Raw genomic sequence first — 18469 nt, forward strand, 5'->3', positions numbered from 1 at the left:
CATGCGAGTATTAGTTACCGGCAGCAGCAGCCATCTGGCACAGGCATTATTGCCCATGTTATGCCGGATGCCGGAAATCAGCAGCGTCACCGGCGTTGATATCAAGCTTGGCATTTTCGAACATCCTAAATTTCACGCAGTACAAGCTGATTTAACCCAGGCGGATCTCCTGCCGCTATTGAATCAGCAAGATGCACTCGTCCACCTTGCATTTGTAGTGTTGCGCGGCAAAACGCCAGTGCAAGTAATGCGCGCAGTCAATCTGGATGCATCACAGCGTCTGTTTGATACGGCCGCCGAACTTGGCATATCACGCATCACCCACCTGTCCAGTGCATCGGTATATGGTCATGGTACGGATTTGGATGAACAGGCCGCATTGAGCCCTATTACCGGATTTCTGTACGCCGAACACAAAACGGAACTGGAACACTGGCTGACACAACATCACCCGCAAATCATCCGTCTACGGCCACACATCATCCTGGGAAAACATGCGCAGCCGTTGCTGATTAATTTGTTGCGTCAGCCGTTTTACGTAAAACTCCCCGATCCACAACCATTACTGCAATGCGTCCATGAAGATGATGTCGCGCGCGCAATTGTGCAAACGCTTATTTTGCCAGCTTCCGGCGCATACAATCTGGCTGCGAATGTTCCCTTCAGCTTCCGTGATGCTATCCAGCGTCGTCACAGCCTGGCCACCCCCATCTCACCCGGCATTGCCAAATTCGCACTGGACTTGGCATGCAAGACTGCAGGGGTAGGCGGAGAAGCTGGCTGGATAGACGGGGTGCATAACAGCCTCACCCTGAATTGCGATAAAGCAGAAACCGAGCTGGGCTGGCAAGCGCAAGTCAGCACCCGAGACATGCTGGTAATGTGCTAAGCCAATACCATTGCCAGTGTCAGCAACACGGTAAGCAATACGGGTATGGTCAACACAATACCGATACGGAAATATTGCCCCCAGCCTATCGTCATGCCGCGCTGTTGCAGTATGTGCAGCCATAACAGTGTTGCCAGACTGCCGATAGGGGTGATTTTCGGACCTAAGTCACAACCGATAATATTCGCATAAACCATGGCTTCACGCATCGCCGGGCTTACTTCGGCCTGAGCAATGGCAAGACTGCCGGCCAAAACGGCGGGAAGATTATTCATAATGGCCGACAGCCCTGCCATTAATACCCCTGTGCCTAGTGTCGCTACTGTCAATCCCTGCCTGCTGAGCCATTCCAATAGCGTAGCCAGTTCCGCTGTCAACCCTTGATTGCGCAGACCATATACCACCAGATACATACCCAGAGAGAAAATCACCACTTGCCAGGGCGCTTCACGAAACAAGGTCCATACCGGGATAACAGCACGCTCCTGTTTCCCCACAAAGCGCTCACGGCCCGCTAGAATAACTAAAATCAGAGCGCCAGCACCGGTTATGATTGACGTTGGAATCTGCAAGCGTTGAGACAGCACATAACCCACCAATAATCCCGCCAATACCACCCATCCTGCGCGGAATACCAGTGGATCACGAATCGCGCTTGCCGGAGCAGCAAGATCGCCTGCATCATATTGCTTGGGAATATCCTTGCGGAAATACCAGAACAAAACCAGCAGGGAAACCGCCACAGATACCAGATTCACCACACCCATCACTGCGGCATAATCATTAAAACCGATATTGGCGTAGTTGGCCGCAATAATATTAACCAGGTTAGAGATTTTGAAAGGCAAACTGGCCGAGTCAGCGATAAATCCCGCGGCCATGACAAAAGCCAGCATGGCTGCAGGTTTAAAACGCAAAGCCCGTAATATCTCGATCACCAGCGGCGTTAAAATCAGTACAGCACCATCATTGGCAAACAATGCGGCAATAACTGCCCCAAGTAATACTATCAATACGAATAACAGACCACCCCTACCCGCCGCCCATCTGGCAATGTGTAGCGCAGACCATTCAAAGAATCCGGCCGCATCCAGAATTAACGAAATCAGTATTAGCGCAATTAAGGTAAATGTTGCATCCCAAACGATATGCCATACCGTTGGAATATCCTGTAGGGAAACCACACCCGCCAACAGGGCAACACCTGCACCTAACCAGGCCGAGGTTCCGATACCCAGGCTTTTCGGCTGAACGATGACAAGAGCAAGCGTAATCAGGAATATCAGCAGCGCAACCAGCATCACAGCAACCTGTTGGCGACTTCTGCCACCAATCGCGTACGAATTTCATCGCGCACAGCGATGAAACTGTCCAATGGTTCACCGTGGGGGTCGTGGAACGGCATATGCAGACTAGGTATAGGTCGAGGGAAAACGGGACAGGCTTCTTTGGCGTTGTCGCAAACTGTAATAACCAGATCTATTGGCTGATCGATAATGGCATCAATATCTTTCGGGTATAAACCTTCTGCCGGAATGCCTATATTGTTTAATGCGGCGATTGCACCGTCAGCTACTTTGGGTTGAGGACGCGTTCCTGCTGATATCGCATGGATATGTTCACCCAAATCATGATTCACCAAGGCTTCTGCCATCTGGCTGCGGCAAGAATTGCCCGTACATAAGATCAACACTGTTTTTTTGTTCATTGCCATACTCCTGTCTAACATATATCCGATTATACAGATATATTATGACGGGACAATTACGCATAGAACTAATTATGCGCAACAGCGCGCAGGACGATTAGGCATATCCAACAAACGCTGATTATCTTGCGAACGATTTACATCGGATATCCACACATCGCTCAATGCAGCGAAAATGGCCGCGCACCATGCCGGCATTTGTGTATTCAACTGATAATAGATCCATGTGCCATCACGACGCATAGTCAGCAGATTCAAATCACGCAACACACTCAAATGACGCGACACTTTGGGTTGCGGCATGTCCAGCGCAAAGTGCAATTCACAGACGCACAACTCGCCATTCAATGCCAGCAAAGCCAGAATGCGTCGTCTGGTTTCGTCAGATAAGGCGTCGAAAAAATCCGATTCGGTAATCATGTCAGTCCGGCTGAAACTTTGCGATATGTGCTTCATAGTGCCGTCTGAACACGAGCTCAAGTTCATCGATCACTTCAACCGCCGGAACGCTATGTATCATGTGACGCGACATCTGATTGGAGGTGTCATGCAACAGTTTGTTTGGCTCCAGCATAGGATAGGTCGCACGCAACCGTTTGATTGCTTTCACCACACTCTCCTGTTCGGGGCGATCTATTGCAACCGGCAGTGGCGCATCTTCGGGCACGAGCGCTTGTTTGCGGGCTGACAAAAACGCCAAAAAATCCTGCGCAGTTTGCTGTTGCGGGGGACTTAATTGACGATAATGATTCAATAATTCACGTTCTGCGGAAGTCATTCTGCTTTCACTACATTCAAATTAAACACCGGCATTTTATGTCTTTCCGTCATCAAATCCAATGCTGAAACCAAAGCCAGACAAATTTCGGCAGCAGTTTGCTGCCCTACTGTCCAGTTGGCACGCGCCTCTTCCAATATCTCACCGATGTTATCTGGCAAAGGACGATTATCCTCCATCATCATGTCTTCTATCATGCCCGGCTTGATTTCAGGGCGGAACAACATGGCATAGCTCAAATCGTCGGGGCGCACTGCCAGCCAACGACCATCATCGTCGACTACGATAGGCTCCATACCTTCAGGCAAGGTAGCACTGCCGTTATACATTACCAGCAGTTTTTTTCCGTCCACGGCATTGGCCAGCGGGTCATCACGTCCGGCCTCTGTTTTGTGGCAGGTAGTCCAATATGCATTGAAATATGGCTCATCAGTCACTTCGCCGCCTTCATGCAACATCATTACCAGCGCACCGAACCCGATACCCACAATCGGACGCTTCATTTTTTTGAAATTGGTAATCAGTCGTAACTCTTGTGCCAGCCAGGGCGAAGCTTCTTCATCGGTAACCGGATAGGCACCACCCAGCAGCCATAAAGCATCATGCTGAGTTGCCGTTGCAGGCAAATCCACGCCCAAAAAAGGACGCTGATACTGGAAACCGATATTACGTGATTCCAACTGTTTCTCTACCATTCCTAAAAATTCGGAATAGGAATGCTGCACTAACATAAATCTTTTCATAATTTGACCTGTTCTACGGTTGGGGAGTTTCTGCAATTAAATCGATAAACGATTGCAGTAACTTGGAGCGGAATTTTTCTTGTGTATAAACCTGAGTTAAATCGCGACGTAATGGCGGGTTGAGCGGAATGGCCACCAGTTTACCTAATTCGCGTTCTTTTATCACTGTCGCTTTGGAAACGATTGCAACACCAAGTCCTGCTTCAACTGCACCTTTGATCGCCTCCGGGCTGCCCAACTCCATTACCACATCCAGCATTTCCGGCTGTACACCGTGCTCACGCAGGTATTTATCCACCACTTCACGTGTGCCGGAACCGGGCTCACGTCCGATATAGGGTTCATTGCCCAGCTGTTCCGGGTGTATGTTGGCACATTGCGCCCAGGCATGATTCATTGCGCAAATGACGACCAGGTCATCTTGATAGAACACCTGCGTAACCAGGCTGGGATGATGTGACGGCGACTCAACCAGGCCAATGTCCAAACTATGGTCAATAATGCGGTTTTCAATGGTTTGCGAGTTAGCAACAGATAAGCGTACCTGCACCTGCGGAAAACGTGACTTAAACACACCCAGCATTTGGGGTAACATGTAATCAGCGATCGTGGTTGAGGCGCCTATCATTAATGCACCATGCGTCTGATCGCTCATTTCTGTCAGACGCGTTTCCATTTCCGTGGTCAGGTTCAATATTTTATCAGCATATTGCATCGCCAGTTCACCCGCAGGTGTCAGGATAATCCGGCTTGGAGTGCGCTCAAAAAGACTGATATTGAGTTGAGCTTCCAATTGTTTAACCTGAAAAGTGACAGCAGGTTGTGTCATACACAAACATTCTGCTGCTTTAGTAAAGCTTAATTGCTTGGCGACAGTGTAGAATACTTGAAGTCGGCGATCAGCCATGTGCAGGTTCGCAATAAAAAACGGTAAAGATGCATTCAAACATATTTAAAGCGATGAAGATAGGTAGTTGTTTATGAGTGACGCATGGAAAAACCTTAATCTCGAAGGCGATGGATTACAGGCTGCCAATTTAAAATTAGTGCAGCAAATGAAAAAACGTCGACAAGCCTATATTTTATTGGCGTTTTTCCCTATGGGCTGGCATCGTGACTACCTGGATGATATTCGTGGTGGCTGGTTGTATCGCATTGCCAGTGTGGCTGCTGTAGCCAGCTTTCTGGTTGGTTATGCCTGGCCTGCGTTAGCATTAGCCGCAGTAGTTATTGGCTTTGCGCTGTATGACATTCGCTGGATAGAAGACAGAGTGGCCGCTATCAATAAAGCCTTGCGTATCCAGTCTTTTAAAACCAAGCCGGCTACGCAAATGCCCAAAGATTTTCGTGGTCGCTATACCGACGAAGGCCTGGATGATTACCTTAAGCTTAAAGAAGAAGAACGCGGTGGTCACGTGGCTCCGGGCAAGGACCCCGCTCTCAATAGTCGTAGTCGTGCCCCCTCTTTTGCAGAACAGGAAGCCATGCTTAACGCACTGACCAAATCCAAAGCCAAATCCGACTCTTCATCCAACTAAAAACGCTGCATGAATCTTGGTTTTTACATAATCTTATCTGCGCAGTTTTTATCTGCACTGGCCGACAATGCGTTGTTGTTCGCTGCCATCGCCTTGCTGAAAGACCTGAATTCACCCAGTTGGCACACTCCGGTCCTGCAAGAATTTTTTGTCGTCTCCTACATCGTGCTTGCCCCTTTTGTAGGTGCTTTCGCTGATGCCATCCCTAAAGGCAGGGTAATGTTTATCAGCAACAATATAAAACTTGTTGGCTGCTTTACCATGCTGGCCGGCTTGAACCCGCTATTTGCTTATGGCATTGTCGGTCTGGGTGCCGCTGCTTATTCACCAGCCAAATACGGCATCCTCACTGAATACCTGCCCCCGGAAAAACTGGTGATAGCGAATGCCTGGATGGAGGGAGCGACCGTATTCGCCATCATTCTGGGTGCGATTATTGGTGGTTTGATGCTGAACCCTGACATTAGCACATACATGTCCGGGTATCTGCCCTCGTTAGGGCAAATCGATGTGGCAAAATTCGCCATCGTACTCATCACTCTGCTGTATGTGGCAGCGGCTATTGCCAACCTGTTTATCCCGGTCACGGCCCCAGATCACCGCCCCCCCAGGCGTGATCCAATCTCCCTGCTCCGTGACTTCAGTCACAGTTTCAAACAATTGTGGCGTGATCCACTTGGTCAGGTATCGTTGGCTGTTACTACCTTATTTTGGGGTGCTGGAGCGACATTACGTCTGGTGATATTAAGCTGGGCATTGCTCGTACTCAAATTTGATATTCAACAAGCCACACAGCTCACCGCGATTGTCGCAGTTGGCATTGCTATCGGCTCAGTGGCAGCCGGACGCTACATCAAATTACATGATTCAGTCAAAGTAATCCCCACTGGCATCATCATGGGCTTATTCGTTATCGGCATGGCATTTGTCACGAATACTATTCTTGCGGCGTTATTGCTGATGATCATCGGCATATTAGGCGGGTTCTTCGTGGTGCCGATGAATGCCTTGCTGCAACATCGCGGCCATTTGCTCATGGGTGCAGGGCATTCTATCGCCGTGCAAAACTTCAATGAAAACCTTTCCATTCTGGTCATGCTGGGTTTGTATGCCCTGCTGGACAGTGCCGGCTGGTCAATTAACGCGATCACCATCGTTTTCGGCGCCTTCATCAGCCTGTCGATGTTGATTATTCAGATCCATTATCGCCATATCGATCCTACCAAGCATGGCTGATATAGAACAGGCATTTGCTGCTGATGGACCATTAGCTGCTGTTATTCCCGGATTCCGTGCACGTCACCAGCAACTGGAAATGGCACGAGCGGTACAACATGCCATCAACACACAAACCACCCTCATTGCCGAAGCCGGCACAGGTACAGGAAAAACCCTCGCCTACCTAACCCCCGCTCTACTCAATGGTGGCAAGGTGATTGTTTCTACCGGCACCAAAAACTTGCAGGATCAACTGTTTCATCGTGACCTGCCGGCGGTACGGGGTGCATTGGGTGTGCCCGCCATTATTGCGTTGCTGAAAGGCCGGGCCAATTATGTTTGCCATTACCATCTGGAACGTGCACGTGAAGACGGACGCTTCATGGCTCGGGAAGACGTTGTCCATCTGCAGCAAGTTACCCACTTTGCCGAACACAGTCGCACCGGAGATAAAGCCGAATTGGCAGGTGTTGCCGAGGATGCCAATATCTGGCGTTATGTCACCTCCAGCCGCGACAATTGCCTAGGGAGCGACTGCCCTCACCACAAGCAGTGCTTCGTCCTGGAGGCCCGCAAAAAGGCCATGGAAGCCGATATCATCGTCGTCAATCATCACCTGTTTTTTGCTGACGTCTGGCTACGCGATGAAGGTGTGGCGGAATTGCTCCCTGCGTGCAATACCGTGATCTTCGATGAAGCACATCAGCTGCCGGAAACAGCAGGACTTTTTTTTGGTGAAACGGTATCCACCGGTCAACTGATAGAACTTGCCAGAGATGCGCGTATCGAAGCGGTCGCCTCATGCAAAGACTATGCGGCACTGCCTGAAGCCGCCTTGGTGTTAGATAAAGCCGCGCGTGATTTACGCCTGGTGTTCAATGAAGACAACGGACGCTGGGCACTGGATAAAGTCCAAAGCCGCGCTGGTTATGAAACAGCATTAAAACAATGTGACAGTGCATTAGCTGCACTGAACAAGCATCTGGAAAGTCAGGCACAGCGTGCGCCCGGTATCGAAAATGTATGGCAACGCGGTGTCGCACTGGCAGCCCAGCTTGATAAATGGCAGCTCCCCACTCCCGTCGACACGGTGCGCTGGGTTGAAGCATTTAGCCATGCGTTGACGCTTAATACCACGCCTTTATCCGTTGCCGACGTTTTTACCAAGCAGATTGCAGACAATGCGCGCGCCTGGATATTCACCTCAGCCACATTGTCAGTCAAGGGTGATTTCAGTCACTACCGCACCCAACTCGGGTTAATCGATAGCACCAGTGCAAGCTGGGACAGTCCATTCGATTATGGCAATCAGGCAATGTTTTATTTGCCAGCACACATGCCCGAACCCAATACCTTTGGCTACACAGAGGCCGTGGTTAACATCGCGTTGCCTTTACTTGCCGCCAGCGGTGGACGTGCATTTCTGCTGTTCACTTCATTACGGGCGATGAAAGAGGCACGTGCTTTACTGGAAGCGGGCTTTGAACAGAATCAGCTTGATTACCCTATCCTCATGCAAGGCGAACGCTCGCGTACCGAGTTGCTGGAGCAATTTCGGGCATTGGGCAATGCGGTATTGCTAGGCAGTCAGAGTTTCTGGGAGGGTGTCGACGTCAAAGGCGATGCGCTGACCCTGGTCATCATCGACAAGCTGCCGTTCTCCCCGCCGGACGATCCTGTGCTGGCGGCCCGCATACAGCAGATCAACCAGGCCGGTGGCAATGCATTTATGGAATACCAGCTACCGCACGCGGTCATTACCCTGAAACAAGGCGCCGGGCGCTTAATCCGGGATGAAACGGATCGCGGAGTATTGGTAATTTGCGATCCGCGCCTGGTATCCAAACCTTATGGTCGGCGCATCTGGCAAAGCCTGCCACCGATGAAACGCAGCCGGGATGCTGACGAAGTCGTGGCATTTCTCAAACAGATGCACACTACGCCAGCACTCTAGCAGTCACGCAAGTAAGTCACGGCATCCTGCAGGCGCTCAACTCCGATTACTTCCATCCCTGCAATTGCCTGCCGTGGTTTATTCGCCAAGGGTACGATGGCATGTGTAAATCCGAGTTTTGCTGCTTCTTTTAACCGCTCCTGACCGCGTTGTACCGGGCGTATTTCACCTGCCAGCCCAACCTCACCAAACACAACCATTTTGTCCGGTATTGCCTTGTTTTTAAATGAAGATACGATAGCCAGCAATAACGGCAAATCAGCCGCCGGCTCATTGATCCGCACACCACCGACTGCGTTAATGAATACATCCTGATCGTAACAGGCCAAACCTGCATGGCGGTGCAGCACCGCCAGCAACATCGCCAGACGGTTCTGTTCCAACCCGACAGACAAACGACGCGGGTTAGGCGATGGCGACGACTCAACCAGCGCCTGTATCTCCACCAACAACGGGCGCGTGCCCTCCTGCGTCACCATTACGCAGGAACCGGGCACATCAGCGCGATGTCCTGACAGGAATATGGCTGAAGGATTGGACACCCCCTTCAATCCCTTATCCGTCATTGCAAACACACCCAACTCATTCACCGCACCAAAGCGATTCTTGAATGCACGCACCAGACGGAAGGTCGAGCTGGTGTCTCCCTCAAAATACAAAACAGTATCCACGATATGTTCCAGCACGCGCGGCCCAGCCAAGGCACCCTCTTTGGTAACGTGCCCAACCAGAAAAATAACTGTGCCTGACTGTTTGGCGAAACGGGTCAACTGCGCCGCACACTCACGCACCTGCGCCACTGAGCCTGGTGCTGATTGCAAAGCTTCGGAGTAGATAGTCTGGATTGAATCAATGACGGCAATAAACGGCTTATGTTCCTGCAAGGTCGCCAGTATCTTTTCCAATTGGATTTCGGCCAATAATTGCAAACTATCTGCATCCAGTTGCAAACGATGCGCGCGCAGTGCGATCTGCCGAGCCGATTCCTCACCGCTCACATACAGCGTCTTATGGCTCGCGCTCATCGCAGTTAACGCCTGGAGCAGCAAAGTCGATTTACCAACACCCGGATCGCCGCCAATCAACACCACGCCGCCTTTAACTACCCCGCCCCCAAGCACTCGATCCAGTTCCTGAATCGTTGTCACCACACGCTCGTCTTCCACCGCTTCGACACTTGCCAGGCTCTGTATCTGGCTCACCACAGACAATGCGCTATAACGTGATGGCGCGGCCAATTCAGCCACAGTCTCGACCAAGGTGTTCCAGGCATTGCAATGCGGACACTGCCCCTGCCATTTACTCAGAGAACCGCCACATTCAGTACAGGTATACAGCGTTTTAGGTTTAGCCATTTGTTATTAGCGCAGTTCGTTAAGTGGAAATTGGCAGATGGTGAATCTTGCTAGAGAATGGTCATTAGGCTATGCTTACTCAGCAATTATCGTTAACAACTATAAATTAAAGGATACAACACTATTATGGGTAACAAAATTAATGTCGCTATTTTGGGTCTGGGCTCTGTTGGCGAAGTTTTTTCAGAAAATTTCCTGGAAAAAATCCAGGAACAACACATTAACGTCGAAATTGTTGCTGTCGCCACCCGCCATCTGGATTCCCCAGTTGCATTAGGTTTCGCTCACAGCAACGTTCCTGTTTTTGAGGATGCATTAAAGGTCATCGAGTTAGGTGAAAAAGTAGATATCATTTTTGACCTGACCGGCAATGGCGATTTACGCAAAGAACTGCGCAACCAGTTACAAGCTACCAACAATCGCCATACCGTTATCGCACCAGAAGTCTTCGCACAGTTGTTGTGGAATTTCTTCGGAGAAGAGGCTGATTTACCCCAAAGCAAAACTACCGGATATTGAGCCTAGCAGCTGTAGCTATACGATAAGTGGGAATTTATAAACTTCTAAAATTCCCACTTACCCTCCTAAACCTATCCTCTTAGATCAGTCATACCGCAAGCGCATCGCTTCACGTACATCACGCATCGTATCACGCGCATGTTCGCGCGCCTTTTCACAGCCGTCAGCAATCAGATTACGCACAAGCGATGGGCTATCCGTGTACATTTTCGCACGTTCACGCATGGGTTCCTGTTCTTTCAGCACACCCTCGATTACTGGCTGCTTGCATTCTATACAGCCTATCCCCGCACTGATGCACCCATTCTGTACCCAATTCCGCGTGGATTCATCTGAATATATCTGATGCAATGCCCATACTGGGCATTTGTCAGGCGTACCTGGGTCTGTTCGCCGTACCCGGGCAGGATCAGTAGGCATGGTGCGTATTTTCTTGGTAACGCTCTCTGCATCTTCGCGCAGAGTGATCGTGTTGTTATAAGACTTGGACATCTTCTGGCCATCCAACCCCGGCATTCTCGATGCAACCGTCAATAACGACTGCGGCTCTGCGAGGATAACCTTGCCACCGCCTTCCAGGTAACCAAATAAACGTTCACGATCACCCAATGAGAGGTTCTGCTGCTCGTTAATCAATGCATGACCGGCTTCCAATGCAGCATCATCACCCTGCTCCTGATAACGATTGCGCAACTCTTCATACAGCCGAGCTTTCTTACTGCCCATTTTCTTAATAGCAGCTTCGGCTTTTTGTTCATAGCCAGGTTCGCGGCCATACAAATGGTTAAAGCGGCGTGCTATTTCACGGGTAAATTCAATGTGCGGCACCTGGTCTTCACCCACTGGCACCTGATTCGCACGATAGATCAGAATATCAGCGCTCTGCAGTAATGGATAACCCAAGAAACCATAAGTCGACAGATCCTTTTCAGTCAGTTTTTCCTGCTGATCCTTGTACGTAGGGATGCGCTCCAGCCAACCCAGCGGGGTAATCATGGATAGCAGCAAATGCAATTCTGCATGCTCAGGAACTTGCGATTGAATGAACAACGTCGCCTGGTTGGGATCAACACCGGCAGCCAGCCAGTCAATCACCATTTCCCACACATTATTCTGAATAATTTCAGGGCTGTCATAATGCGTAGTCAGCGCATGCCAGTCAGCCACAAAGAACAGACATTCATGCTCATGCTGGAGCTTGACCCAGTTCTTTAATACCCCATGATAGTGTCCCAAATGCAGACCACCTGTCGGGCGCATGCCCGATAAAACTCGATTTGCGTACATAATTATATTTAATGTGTAATGATTTGAATAAGTGTAACTAAATCGCCATGAGACAACCCGGAAAAACTGCTCACTACCACTAAGGTAACGGCAAGTATCGGGCTCAGAATAAGACCCAGCCAGCCGATAAACATCAACGCCAGCAAGATATAAAAGCCATATGGTTCAAGTTGCGCATAGCGATAAGCGTAACGGTTTGGCAGCAGGCTCAGGGTAATGCGCCCGCCATCCAGGGGTGGCAGCGGCAACAGATTCAATGCCATCAGAATAGCATTGATAAATATTCCGGCAGCCCCCATCAGGGCCATGGGCTGTGTGTAATTGTCTCCCAGACTGATTCCAAGCTTGATTATCAGCGCCCAAAATATGGCCATAAGCAAATTGGCTGCCGGGCCTGCAACTGCCACCCAGAGCATATTGCGCTTAGGGTTACGTAATGCACCGAAGTTGACCGGCACAGGCTTGGCCCAGCCAAACAGAATAAATCCGCCGCCAAGCAATTTACTCATTAACAGTATAGCTAGCGGTACAAGTATCGTGCCAACCGGATCAATATGCTTCAATGGGTTCAGTGTGACGCGCCCTAGCATCCAGGCAGTCTTATCACCAAAAAACTTGGCAACATATCCATGCGCTGCCTCATGTAGCGTAATTGCAAAAATGACGGGGATCGCCCAAACAGTAATTTTTTGTATCAGGTTGAGTTCCATTTAATCCAATCCAAAAGGGGCTAAATCACCACGGCCGGCCCGCATCAATTGCGGCTCGCCATGACTTAAATCAATTACGGTGGTCGGATCAACACCACAAGCGCCCGCATCCAGTATTAAATCTAGCTGATGCTCAAGCTGATCACGAATCGTGTCAGCTTCATGCATAGGCATAGTGTCACCAGGCAGAATCAGTGTCATGGTGAGGAGTGGCTCATCCAGTTCTGCCAATAAAGCCAGCGTAATCGGATGGTCAGGCACGCGCAACCCTATGGTATTGCGTTTAGGATGTTGCAGTCGCTTAGGTACTTCTCGCGTTGCCTCTAGTATGAAAGTATAGCTTCCCGGCGTATTGGCTTTAAGCAAACGAAATTGTTGATTGTCTATACGCGCGTACACAGCGATCTCGGAAAGATCACGGCACATTAACGTAAAGTGGTGCTTATCATCCACATCACGCAGCGCTCTTATTCGGTCTTGCGCCCGCTTATCACCCAAATGGCATGCAATTGCATAACTGGAATCGGTAGGTAACGCTATCACACCACCTTCGCGCACGATAGCTGCGGCCTGTTTAATCAAGCGTGGCTGGGGATTATCTGGATGGACAGTAAAAAATTGAGCCATTATTTACAATCCCAGTCTTGCCAAATAGGTGTGCACATATCTGGCAACGGTGGTAACCGGCCAATATCACGATAGCCTTCACCCGGCGCATGAAAATCAGAACCGCGCGAACTCAATAAACCAAATTTTTGCGCCAAATTGGCAAAATGCGGATATTGCTCAGGTGTATGACTGCCAGTAACGACTTCAATTCCCTCGCCACCTGCCGCTTTGAAAGCCTCCAGCAATTCATGCATTTTACTGCTGCCCATTTGATAGCGTCCGGGATGCGCTATCACTGCCTGCCCGCCACTGGCACGGATCCAGCCCACAGCATCAGCGAGATCAGCCCACTGATGCGAGACATAACCCGGCTTGCCCTTCACCAGGTATTTTTTAAAAACTGTACGTACATCCTTAACCAAGCCTTGCGCCACCAGATAACGAGCAAAATGCATACGGCCGATTAAATTGGGATTGTCCGCATGCTGATAGGCACCCGCCAGACTATTGGGAATGCCAGCTTTAGTAAGCTGTTCAGCCATTCTGATGGCGCGCTCGCTACGGCCAGCACGAATTGCTTCCAATCCCGCGACTAAAGCGGGATGTTCAGGGTCAATATTCAATCCAACAATATGCAGGGTATGCGTACCCCAGCTTACGGAAACTTCAACACCATTGATTAAACACAAGCCCAACTCTTTAGCAGCATCGCGTGCTTGCGCCAAACCAGCCACATCATCATGATCCGTCAACGCCAGCACTGTCACGCCTTGCCCGGCTGCGCGAGCAACCAGATCAGCAGGCGGCAGCATGCCATCAGATACATTAGAATGGCAGTGCAAATCGATATTTTGCGGGAACATAATTTGTTTACTTGTGGACTAAGGGTAAATCATAGCAAAATACACGCTTACTCACTATCTCAGTTATATAGAATATGGCAATCCCAGCGGAAATTCGTACCAGCTTTGAAGAAGCCAACCGTATCGTACAGCAAACTTTCCTTGAATCCGACATTCAAGCGGGTTCACAAGTCACGCCGGATCAATTAGGCGAAGCAATCACTCAGTTCTTATTCGTGTTCGATAAGCTGGATAATGAGCATGGCGAAACCGGCCCAATTCTATTTGATGACGTTAATCAATTAGGCGACCATGCGATCGGCTTTCTGATGGATCTGGCATACTGGGCAGACCGCCTGCGCCTGCCAAAATCCAAAATGGACATCGAAAAAACTGCTTTAGGTGTGGCGCACTGGGTCATACGGCATGAAGGTGAGCTGCGCACTCTGGAGCCTCTGGTTAATAGCCTTGCAGCCAGCGCAAATTTGACACAAGACCCTGATACACTCAAGGCTTTGGTACAAGTAATTGGTGATATCATCGAGCATGCGGCAACCAGTATTAAAGCTGACTTGGAAAAGCATGAAGCAACTCGTCCATGGCGCATCCTTAATTTCAATTACGCCATTGTCGCTACACGCACCCAGGACACTGCTCTCATGAGCAAAGCATTCGATACGTTAGGCCGTAATTTGCCAGAAGATTGCCCCGCTTTTTTTGAACAAGGCCTGCAACAGGCACAAAAAGCTTCTTACAACCCCGCCGTGCGTGAAATGCTGCAAGAGCATTTTAATCGCTGGGCAACGAGACACTAAAACATGAAATATCTATTTGATTTCTTCCCCATCCTGCTGTTTTTTATAGCCTATAAATTCGGTGGCATCTATGTTGCCACCAGTGTCGGCATTGCTGCCAGTTTTGTGCAAATTGGATGGCTGCTGTTACGGGGGAAAAAAGTAGACACGATGATGTGGCTAAGTCTGGCAATTATCGTCGTATTTGGCGGAGCGACGTTACTCCTGCATGACGAAACCTTTATCAAATGGAAACCAACTGTCTTGTACTGGCTGTTTGCATTAGGCTTGCTGGTCAGCTCGGTATTTTTTAAAAAGAACGTCATTCGCACCATGATGGGTGAGCAAATCAAACTTCCAGAACCCATCTGGCGCAACCTGAATTTAAGCTGGGTGCTATTTTTTATCACCATGGGGCTTGCAAATCTTTATGTTGCCTTCACCTTCAATACAGACACATGGGTGAATTTCAAATTATTCGGCAGCACTGCTATGATGTTCATATTTATCATTGCACAAGGTGTCGTACTCAATAAATATGTGGACGATAAAGAATCATGAGTAACTGGTACGCTATTATCGGTGAAGATGTTGCGGACAGCATTGAAAAACGTATGGGCGTCCGCCCTGCTCACCTTGCCCGCCTGCAAACCCTGCAAGACCTGGGGCGTCTACTGATTGCAGGGCCTTTCCCCGCAATCGACAGCAACGACCCAGGCCCTGCTGGATTTAGCGGCAGCTTAATCGTAGCAGAGTTTGATTCCCTAGCTGACGCACAAACATGGGCCGATGCCGATCCATACGTGAGTGCCGGCGTTTACACACATGTCACCGTTAAACCTTTCAAGAAAGTCTTTCCCGCATGACCACAGTTGAACTAATGCAGGAAAAACTAGCCATACTGCAGCCAAGCTTGCTAGAAATTGAAGATGAAAGCGCATTGCATGCGGGTCATGCAGGTGCCAAAAGTGGCGGCGGCCATTACCGCTTGCGCATCGTCTCCCAAGCTTTTGCACAACAGAATACTCTTGCGCGACATCGCTTAGTATATGCAACACTCGGTAATTTAATGCAAAATAAAATTCACGCGCTTAGTATCACAGCGTACAGCACTGAAGAAATCTTATAACTCTCTCAAAGGAAGACAAATGCAACTGAAAAAAATCGCTATCGCTACCGTTTGCGCATTTGGATTGACCGCGCTCACCGGTTGCAATGCTGCTGAAGAAAATAAAACTGCTGTTACCAAAGCTGCTGCAGCACCAGCACCAGCAGCAAGCACCAGTAAAGCCCTTGCTGTAGTGAATGGCGTTGCCATTCCTCAAGCCCAGTTTGACATTCTCAAGCAAGATCGCGCCGCACAAGGCCAGCCAATGAATGACCAGACCACTGCCGCGCTGCGTGACAGCCTGATCAATGCAGAAATTCTGGCTCAAGAAGCTACGAAAAAAGGTTTAGATAAAGATGCAACAATCCAGTCTCGCCTGAATTTAGCCAAGACCCAAATGCTCGCTCAAGCCTACATCGCGGACTATGTTAAATCGCACCCGGTAACTGAAGAAGCGATGAAAGCAGAGTACGAACGTGTCAAAGGCATGATGGGCACCAAAGAATATGAAGTTCGTCATATCCTCGTTGATAATGAAGCTGAAGCTAAAGACATCATTGCTCAACTAGGCAAAAAAGCTAAATTTGAAGATCTGGCCAAGAAAAAGTCGAAAGATTCCTCTGCTGCCAATGGTGGTCAATTGGGCTGGGTAGCACCAGGCAATCTCGTTAAAGAATTTGCTGAAGCCATGGTATCCTTGAAAAAAGGCGAATACACCAAGACGCCAGTACACAGCAAATTTGGCTGGCACGTCATCCGTGTTGACGAAATCCGTGACCTGAAACTGCCGCCTTATGATCAAATCAAAGATCAATTGCGTGCCGATATGGATCAGCAAATGGTGAAAAAATTAGTTACAGATTTACGCGCAAGTGCTAAAGTAGAATAATCAATGATGTAGCTCGCACCTGATGGATCTCGAGATCGATCAGGTGCGATTTATCCCGACTTAAGTGGATGACTAAAAATGAAAAATTTACAAGACCAATTTCTGAATGCCCTGCGTAAAGAACATGTGCTCGTTTCCGTGTTCTTGGTAAACGGCATTAAATTAGTAGGGAAAATCGAATCTTTCGATCAATACATGGTAATGCTAAAAGGCCATGACAATGTCAGCCAGGCTATTTTCAAACATGCCATATCTACACTATCACCATCACGGCAAATTAATATAGATGCCAGCAGCGTGGATTAATAAAAAACGAACCCAATAAAAAAGCGCACGATTAAGTGCGCTTTTTTATTGGATTTAACCTGGCGGAGAGGGCGGGATTCGAACCCGCGTTGGGATATTATCCCAAACACGCTTTCCAGGCGTGCGACTTAAACCGCTCATCCACCTCTCCTTATTTCCAAGGATTTTTTAACGATCCAGGAAAGTCCGCAAGAATACCGTAAATAGACGCTCAGAGCAAGGTTTTCTCCTTGCTTACTGTCTTATCTTTGTAAAAATTGGTATCATTGTTATATGTTCTTAATTCTCGCAATTTGTGGTTAATGGCGCACGCAGAACTCTCCTTACTTGAGCAACTTTCAACTAACAGCTCACCCTACGCTGACCCTTTAACTAGGTTAGATTGGGATGCGCTCGATCTTGATCGCGCTTGGTTACCAGAAGAAGCGGTTTCGTTATTCGGCTTGCCTGAATATGCAGCACTACCAGAGGCAATACGCATTCGTCTATCGCAATACGAATTCACAGGATTTATCCAGGCAGGAATTTGGCTAGAAGCGATTTTTATTGAACGCTTGTCTAAGAATCTTAAGCACACGCAGTCCGTACAAGAACTCGCTTATTACTTGCACGAGATTCGTGAAGAATCCGGGCATAGCCTGATGTTTTTGAAGCTGATGGAGAACAGTGGGTTACGTTTGCCGGGGATATGGCGTAATCGCCCTTTTGCTGCCGATTTCCTCGGTCGCCACACCCCGCTCAACACGACACTTTTCTGGTTGGCTGTCACCATTGGCGAAGAGGTTCCCGACAGACTCAATCGCTATGTTCGCACCCAAGGCCACGATAAAGTCGATGATGTTATACGTCAAATGTGCACGCTGCATATCATTGATGAAGCACGGCATATTGCGCATGCTCGCAGTGCCCTGGAAGCCAGTTTAACGCACTGCGGCAAGCTGGAGCGCAAGTTACTCACCCCCATTGTCAATTTATTGATTCGTCAGTTTGTACGTACGTTTTACTTACCTAATGCTGATGTCTATGAGCTAGCCGGACTCAACCCTGGTAAGCAATGGCGCGAGCTTGCCCGCAAAAATCCAGCGCGTCGTGAGTTTATTCTGAAATGCCTGAATCCGACTCTGCATATGCTACGCAGTCACGGATTTGCTGTCGCTGATCCCGTGTTATAAAAAATGGCACGGAGATTAACCCGTGCCATTATCTTAAATCTCGATACACC

Annotated in this window: 23 protein-coding genes and 1 tRNA gene; 12 read left to right on the plus strand and 12 right to left on the minus strand. The window is 49.1% G+C overall.

Annotation, left to right across the window (positions count from 1 at the left end; all coding sequences use genetic code 11):
• Position 1: 1 nt before the first annotated feature.
• On the plus strand, positions 2-889 hold the full coding sequence (locus EJE49_RS12300) for an NAD-dependent epimerase/dehydratase family protein (protein ID WP_124951258.1): 888 nt from the start codon (positions 2-4) through the stop codon (positions 887-889).
• On the opposite strand, the gene EJE49_RS12305 is transcribed toward EJE49_RS12300, so the two are convergent.
• From EJE49_RS12305 to EJE49_RS12330, 6 genes are all read right to left on the minus strand, one after another.
• A complete protein-coding gene (locus tag EJE49_RS12305; protein ID WP_124951260.1) occupies positions 886-2190 on the minus strand; it encodes an arsenic transporter in 1305 nt (434 codons plus the stop codon). The genes EJE49_RS12300 and EJE49_RS12305 overlap by 4 nt on opposite strands.
• Positions 2190-2597 (minus strand): arsenate reductase ArsC, encoded by a 408-nt coding sequence (locus EJE49_RS12310; protein ID WP_223246950.1) that lies wholly within the window; start codon positions 2595-2597, stop codon positions 2190-2192. Before EJE49_RS12310 ends, EJE49_RS12305 begins: the two co-directional genes overlap by 1 nt.
• A 72-nt stretch (positions 2598-2669) precedes the next feature.
• Entirely contained in the window at positions 2670-3017 is a 348-nt protein-coding gene (locus EJE49_RS12315) for an ArsR/SmtB family transcription factor (protein WP_124951264.1), read from the minus strand.
• Between the two features lies 1 nt (position 3018).
• Entirely contained in the window at positions 3019-3375 is a 357-nt protein-coding gene (locus tag EJE49_RS12320; RefSeq protein WP_124951266.1) for a hypothetical protein, read from the minus strand.
• Positions 3372-4118 carry a type 1 glutamine amidotransferase gene (locus EJE49_RS12325; protein WP_124951269.1) on the minus strand — a complete coding sequence of 249 codons (747 nt, stop codon included), beginning with the start codon at positions 4116-4118 and terminating at the stop codon, positions 3372-3374. Before EJE49_RS12325 ends, EJE49_RS12320 begins: the two co-directional genes overlap by 4 nt.
• A 13-nt stretch (positions 4119-4131) precedes the next feature.
• Positions 4132-5025: a selenium metabolism-associated LysR family transcriptional regulator gene (locus EJE49_RS12330; RefSeq protein ID WP_124951271.1), complete on the minus strand. Its 894-nt coding sequence runs from the start codon at positions 5023-5025 to the stop codon at positions 4132-4134.
• 73 nt (positions 5026-5098) lie between these two features.
• On the opposite strand from EJE49_RS12330, the gene EJE49_RS12335 reads away from it, so the two are divergent.
• From EJE49_RS12335 to yoaA, 3 genes are read left to right on the plus strand one after another with little or no spacing between them, the layout of a single operon-like run.
• The gene (locus tag EJE49_RS12335; RefSeq protein ID WP_124951273.1) at positions 5099-5656 is read left to right on the plus strand and encodes a TM2 domain-containing protein; all 558 of its coding nucleotides are present in this window, start codon (positions 5099-5101) and stop codon (positions 5654-5656) included.
• Between the two features lie 9 nt (positions 5657-5665).
• Positions 5666-6892 carry a lysophospholipid transporter LplT gene (gene lplT / locus EJE49_RS12340; protein ID WP_124951275.1) on the plus strand — a complete coding sequence of 409 codons (1227 nt, stop codon included), beginning with the start codon at positions 5666-5668 and terminating at the stop codon, positions 6890-6892.
• Entirely contained in the window at positions 6885-8828 is a 1944-nt protein-coding gene (gene yoaA / locus EJE49_RS12345; RefSeq protein ID WP_124951277.1) for a DNA repair helicase YoaA, read from the plus strand. Before lplT ends, yoaA begins: the two co-directional genes overlap by 8 nt.
• Here yoaA and radA read toward each other — a convergent pair.
• Positions 8825-10183 carry a DNA repair protein RadA gene (gene radA / locus EJE49_RS12350; RefSeq protein ID WP_124951279.1) on the minus strand — a complete coding sequence of 453 codons (1359 nt, stop codon included), beginning with the start codon at positions 10181-10183 and terminating at the stop codon, positions 8825-8827. The genes yoaA and radA overlap by 4 nt on opposite strands.
• A 126-nt stretch (positions 10184-10309) precedes the next feature.
• Here radA and EJE49_RS12355 point away from each other — a divergent pair, with 126 nt between their 5' ends.
• Positions 10310-10702, plus strand: a complete 393-nt coding sequence (locus EJE49_RS12355; protein WP_124951281.1) for a Gfo/Idh/MocA family oxidoreductase — start codon at positions 10310-10312, stop codon at positions 10700-10702.
• 84 nt (positions 10703-10786) lie between these two features.
• On the opposite strand, the gene EJE49_RS12360 is transcribed toward EJE49_RS12355, so the two are convergent.
• The 4 genes from EJE49_RS12360 to EJE49_RS12375 are packed head-to-tail and all read right to left on the minus strand — an operon-like array spanning position 10787 to position 14171.
• A complete protein-coding gene (locus tag EJE49_RS12360; RefSeq protein WP_124951283.1) occupies positions 10787-11989 on the minus strand; it encodes a tryptophan--tRNA ligase in 1203 nt (400 codons plus the stop codon).
• Positions 11990-11997: 8 nt separating this feature from the next.
• Positions 11998-12699 (minus strand): site-2 protease family protein, encoded by a 702-nt coding sequence (locus tag EJE49_RS12365; RefSeq protein ID WP_124951285.1) that lies wholly within the window; start codon positions 12697-12699, stop codon positions 11998-12000.
• Positions 12700-13326, minus strand: coding sequence for an L-threonylcarbamoyladenylate synthase (locus tag EJE49_RS12370; RefSeq protein WP_124951287.1), 627 nt, complete (start codon positions 13324-13326; stop codon positions 12700-12702).
• Positions 13326-14171, minus strand: coding sequence for a 3',5'-nucleoside bisphosphate phosphatase (locus EJE49_RS12375; RefSeq protein ID WP_124951290.1), 846 nt, complete (start codon positions 14169-14171; stop codon positions 13326-13328). Before EJE49_RS12375 ends, EJE49_RS12370 begins: the two co-directional genes overlap by 1 nt.
• Before the next feature lie 74 nt (positions 14172-14245).
• Between EJE49_RS12375 and EJE49_RS12380 the strand changes: the two genes are divergently transcribed.
• From EJE49_RS12380 to hfq, 6 genes are all read left to right on the plus strand, one after another.
• Entirely contained in the window at positions 14246-14965 is a 720-nt protein-coding gene (locus tag EJE49_RS12380; protein WP_124951292.1) for a hypothetical protein, read from the plus strand.
• A 3-nt stretch (positions 14966-14968) separates the two neighbouring features.
• A complete protein-coding gene (locus EJE49_RS12385; RefSeq protein WP_124951294.1) occupies positions 14969-15505 on the plus strand; it encodes a septation protein A in 537 nt (178 codons plus the stop codon).
• Positions 15502-15810 carry a YciI family protein gene (locus EJE49_RS12390; RefSeq protein ID WP_124951296.1) on the plus strand — a complete coding sequence of 103 codons (309 nt, stop codon included), beginning with the start codon at positions 15502-15504 and terminating at the stop codon, positions 15808-15810. Before EJE49_RS12385 ends, EJE49_RS12390 begins: the two co-directional genes overlap by 4 nt.
• Positions 15807-16073, plus strand: a complete 267-nt coding sequence (locus tag EJE49_RS12395; RefSeq protein ID WP_124951298.1) for a BolA family protein — start codon at positions 15807-15809, stop codon at positions 16071-16073. The genes EJE49_RS12390 and EJE49_RS12395 overlap by 4 nt, the downstream gene beginning before the upstream one ends.
• Before the next feature lie 19 nt (positions 16074-16092).
• Positions 16093-16941, plus strand: coding sequence for a peptidylprolyl isomerase (locus tag EJE49_RS12400; RefSeq protein WP_124951300.1), 849 nt, complete (start codon positions 16093-16095; stop codon positions 16939-16941).
• Positions 16942-17019: 78 nt separating this feature from the next.
• Positions 17020-17247, plus strand: a complete 228-nt coding sequence (hfq, locus tag EJE49_RS12405; RefSeq protein WP_124951302.1) for an RNA chaperone Hfq — start codon at positions 17020-17022, stop codon at positions 17245-17247.
• A 60-nt stretch (positions 17248-17307) separates the two neighbouring features.
• Here the strand turns inward: hfq and EJE49_RS12410 are convergent.
• Positions 17308-17398 (minus strand) — tRNA-Ser (locus tag EJE49_RS12410).
• Between the two features lie 151 nt (positions 17399-17549).
• Between EJE49_RS12410 and EJE49_RS12415 the strand changes: the two genes are divergently transcribed.
• Positions 17550-18419, plus strand: coding sequence for a diiron oxygenase (locus EJE49_RS12415; RefSeq protein ID WP_124951304.1), 870 nt, complete (start codon positions 17550-17552; stop codon positions 18417-18419).
• Positions 18420-18469 lie beyond the last annotated feature (50 nt).

This window comes from Sulfuriferula thiophila, from assembly GCF_003864975.1.
Taxonomy (GTDB): Bacteria; Pseudomonadota; Gammaproteobacteria; order Burkholderiales; family Sulfuriferulaceae; genus Sulfuriferula; species Sulfuriferula thiophila.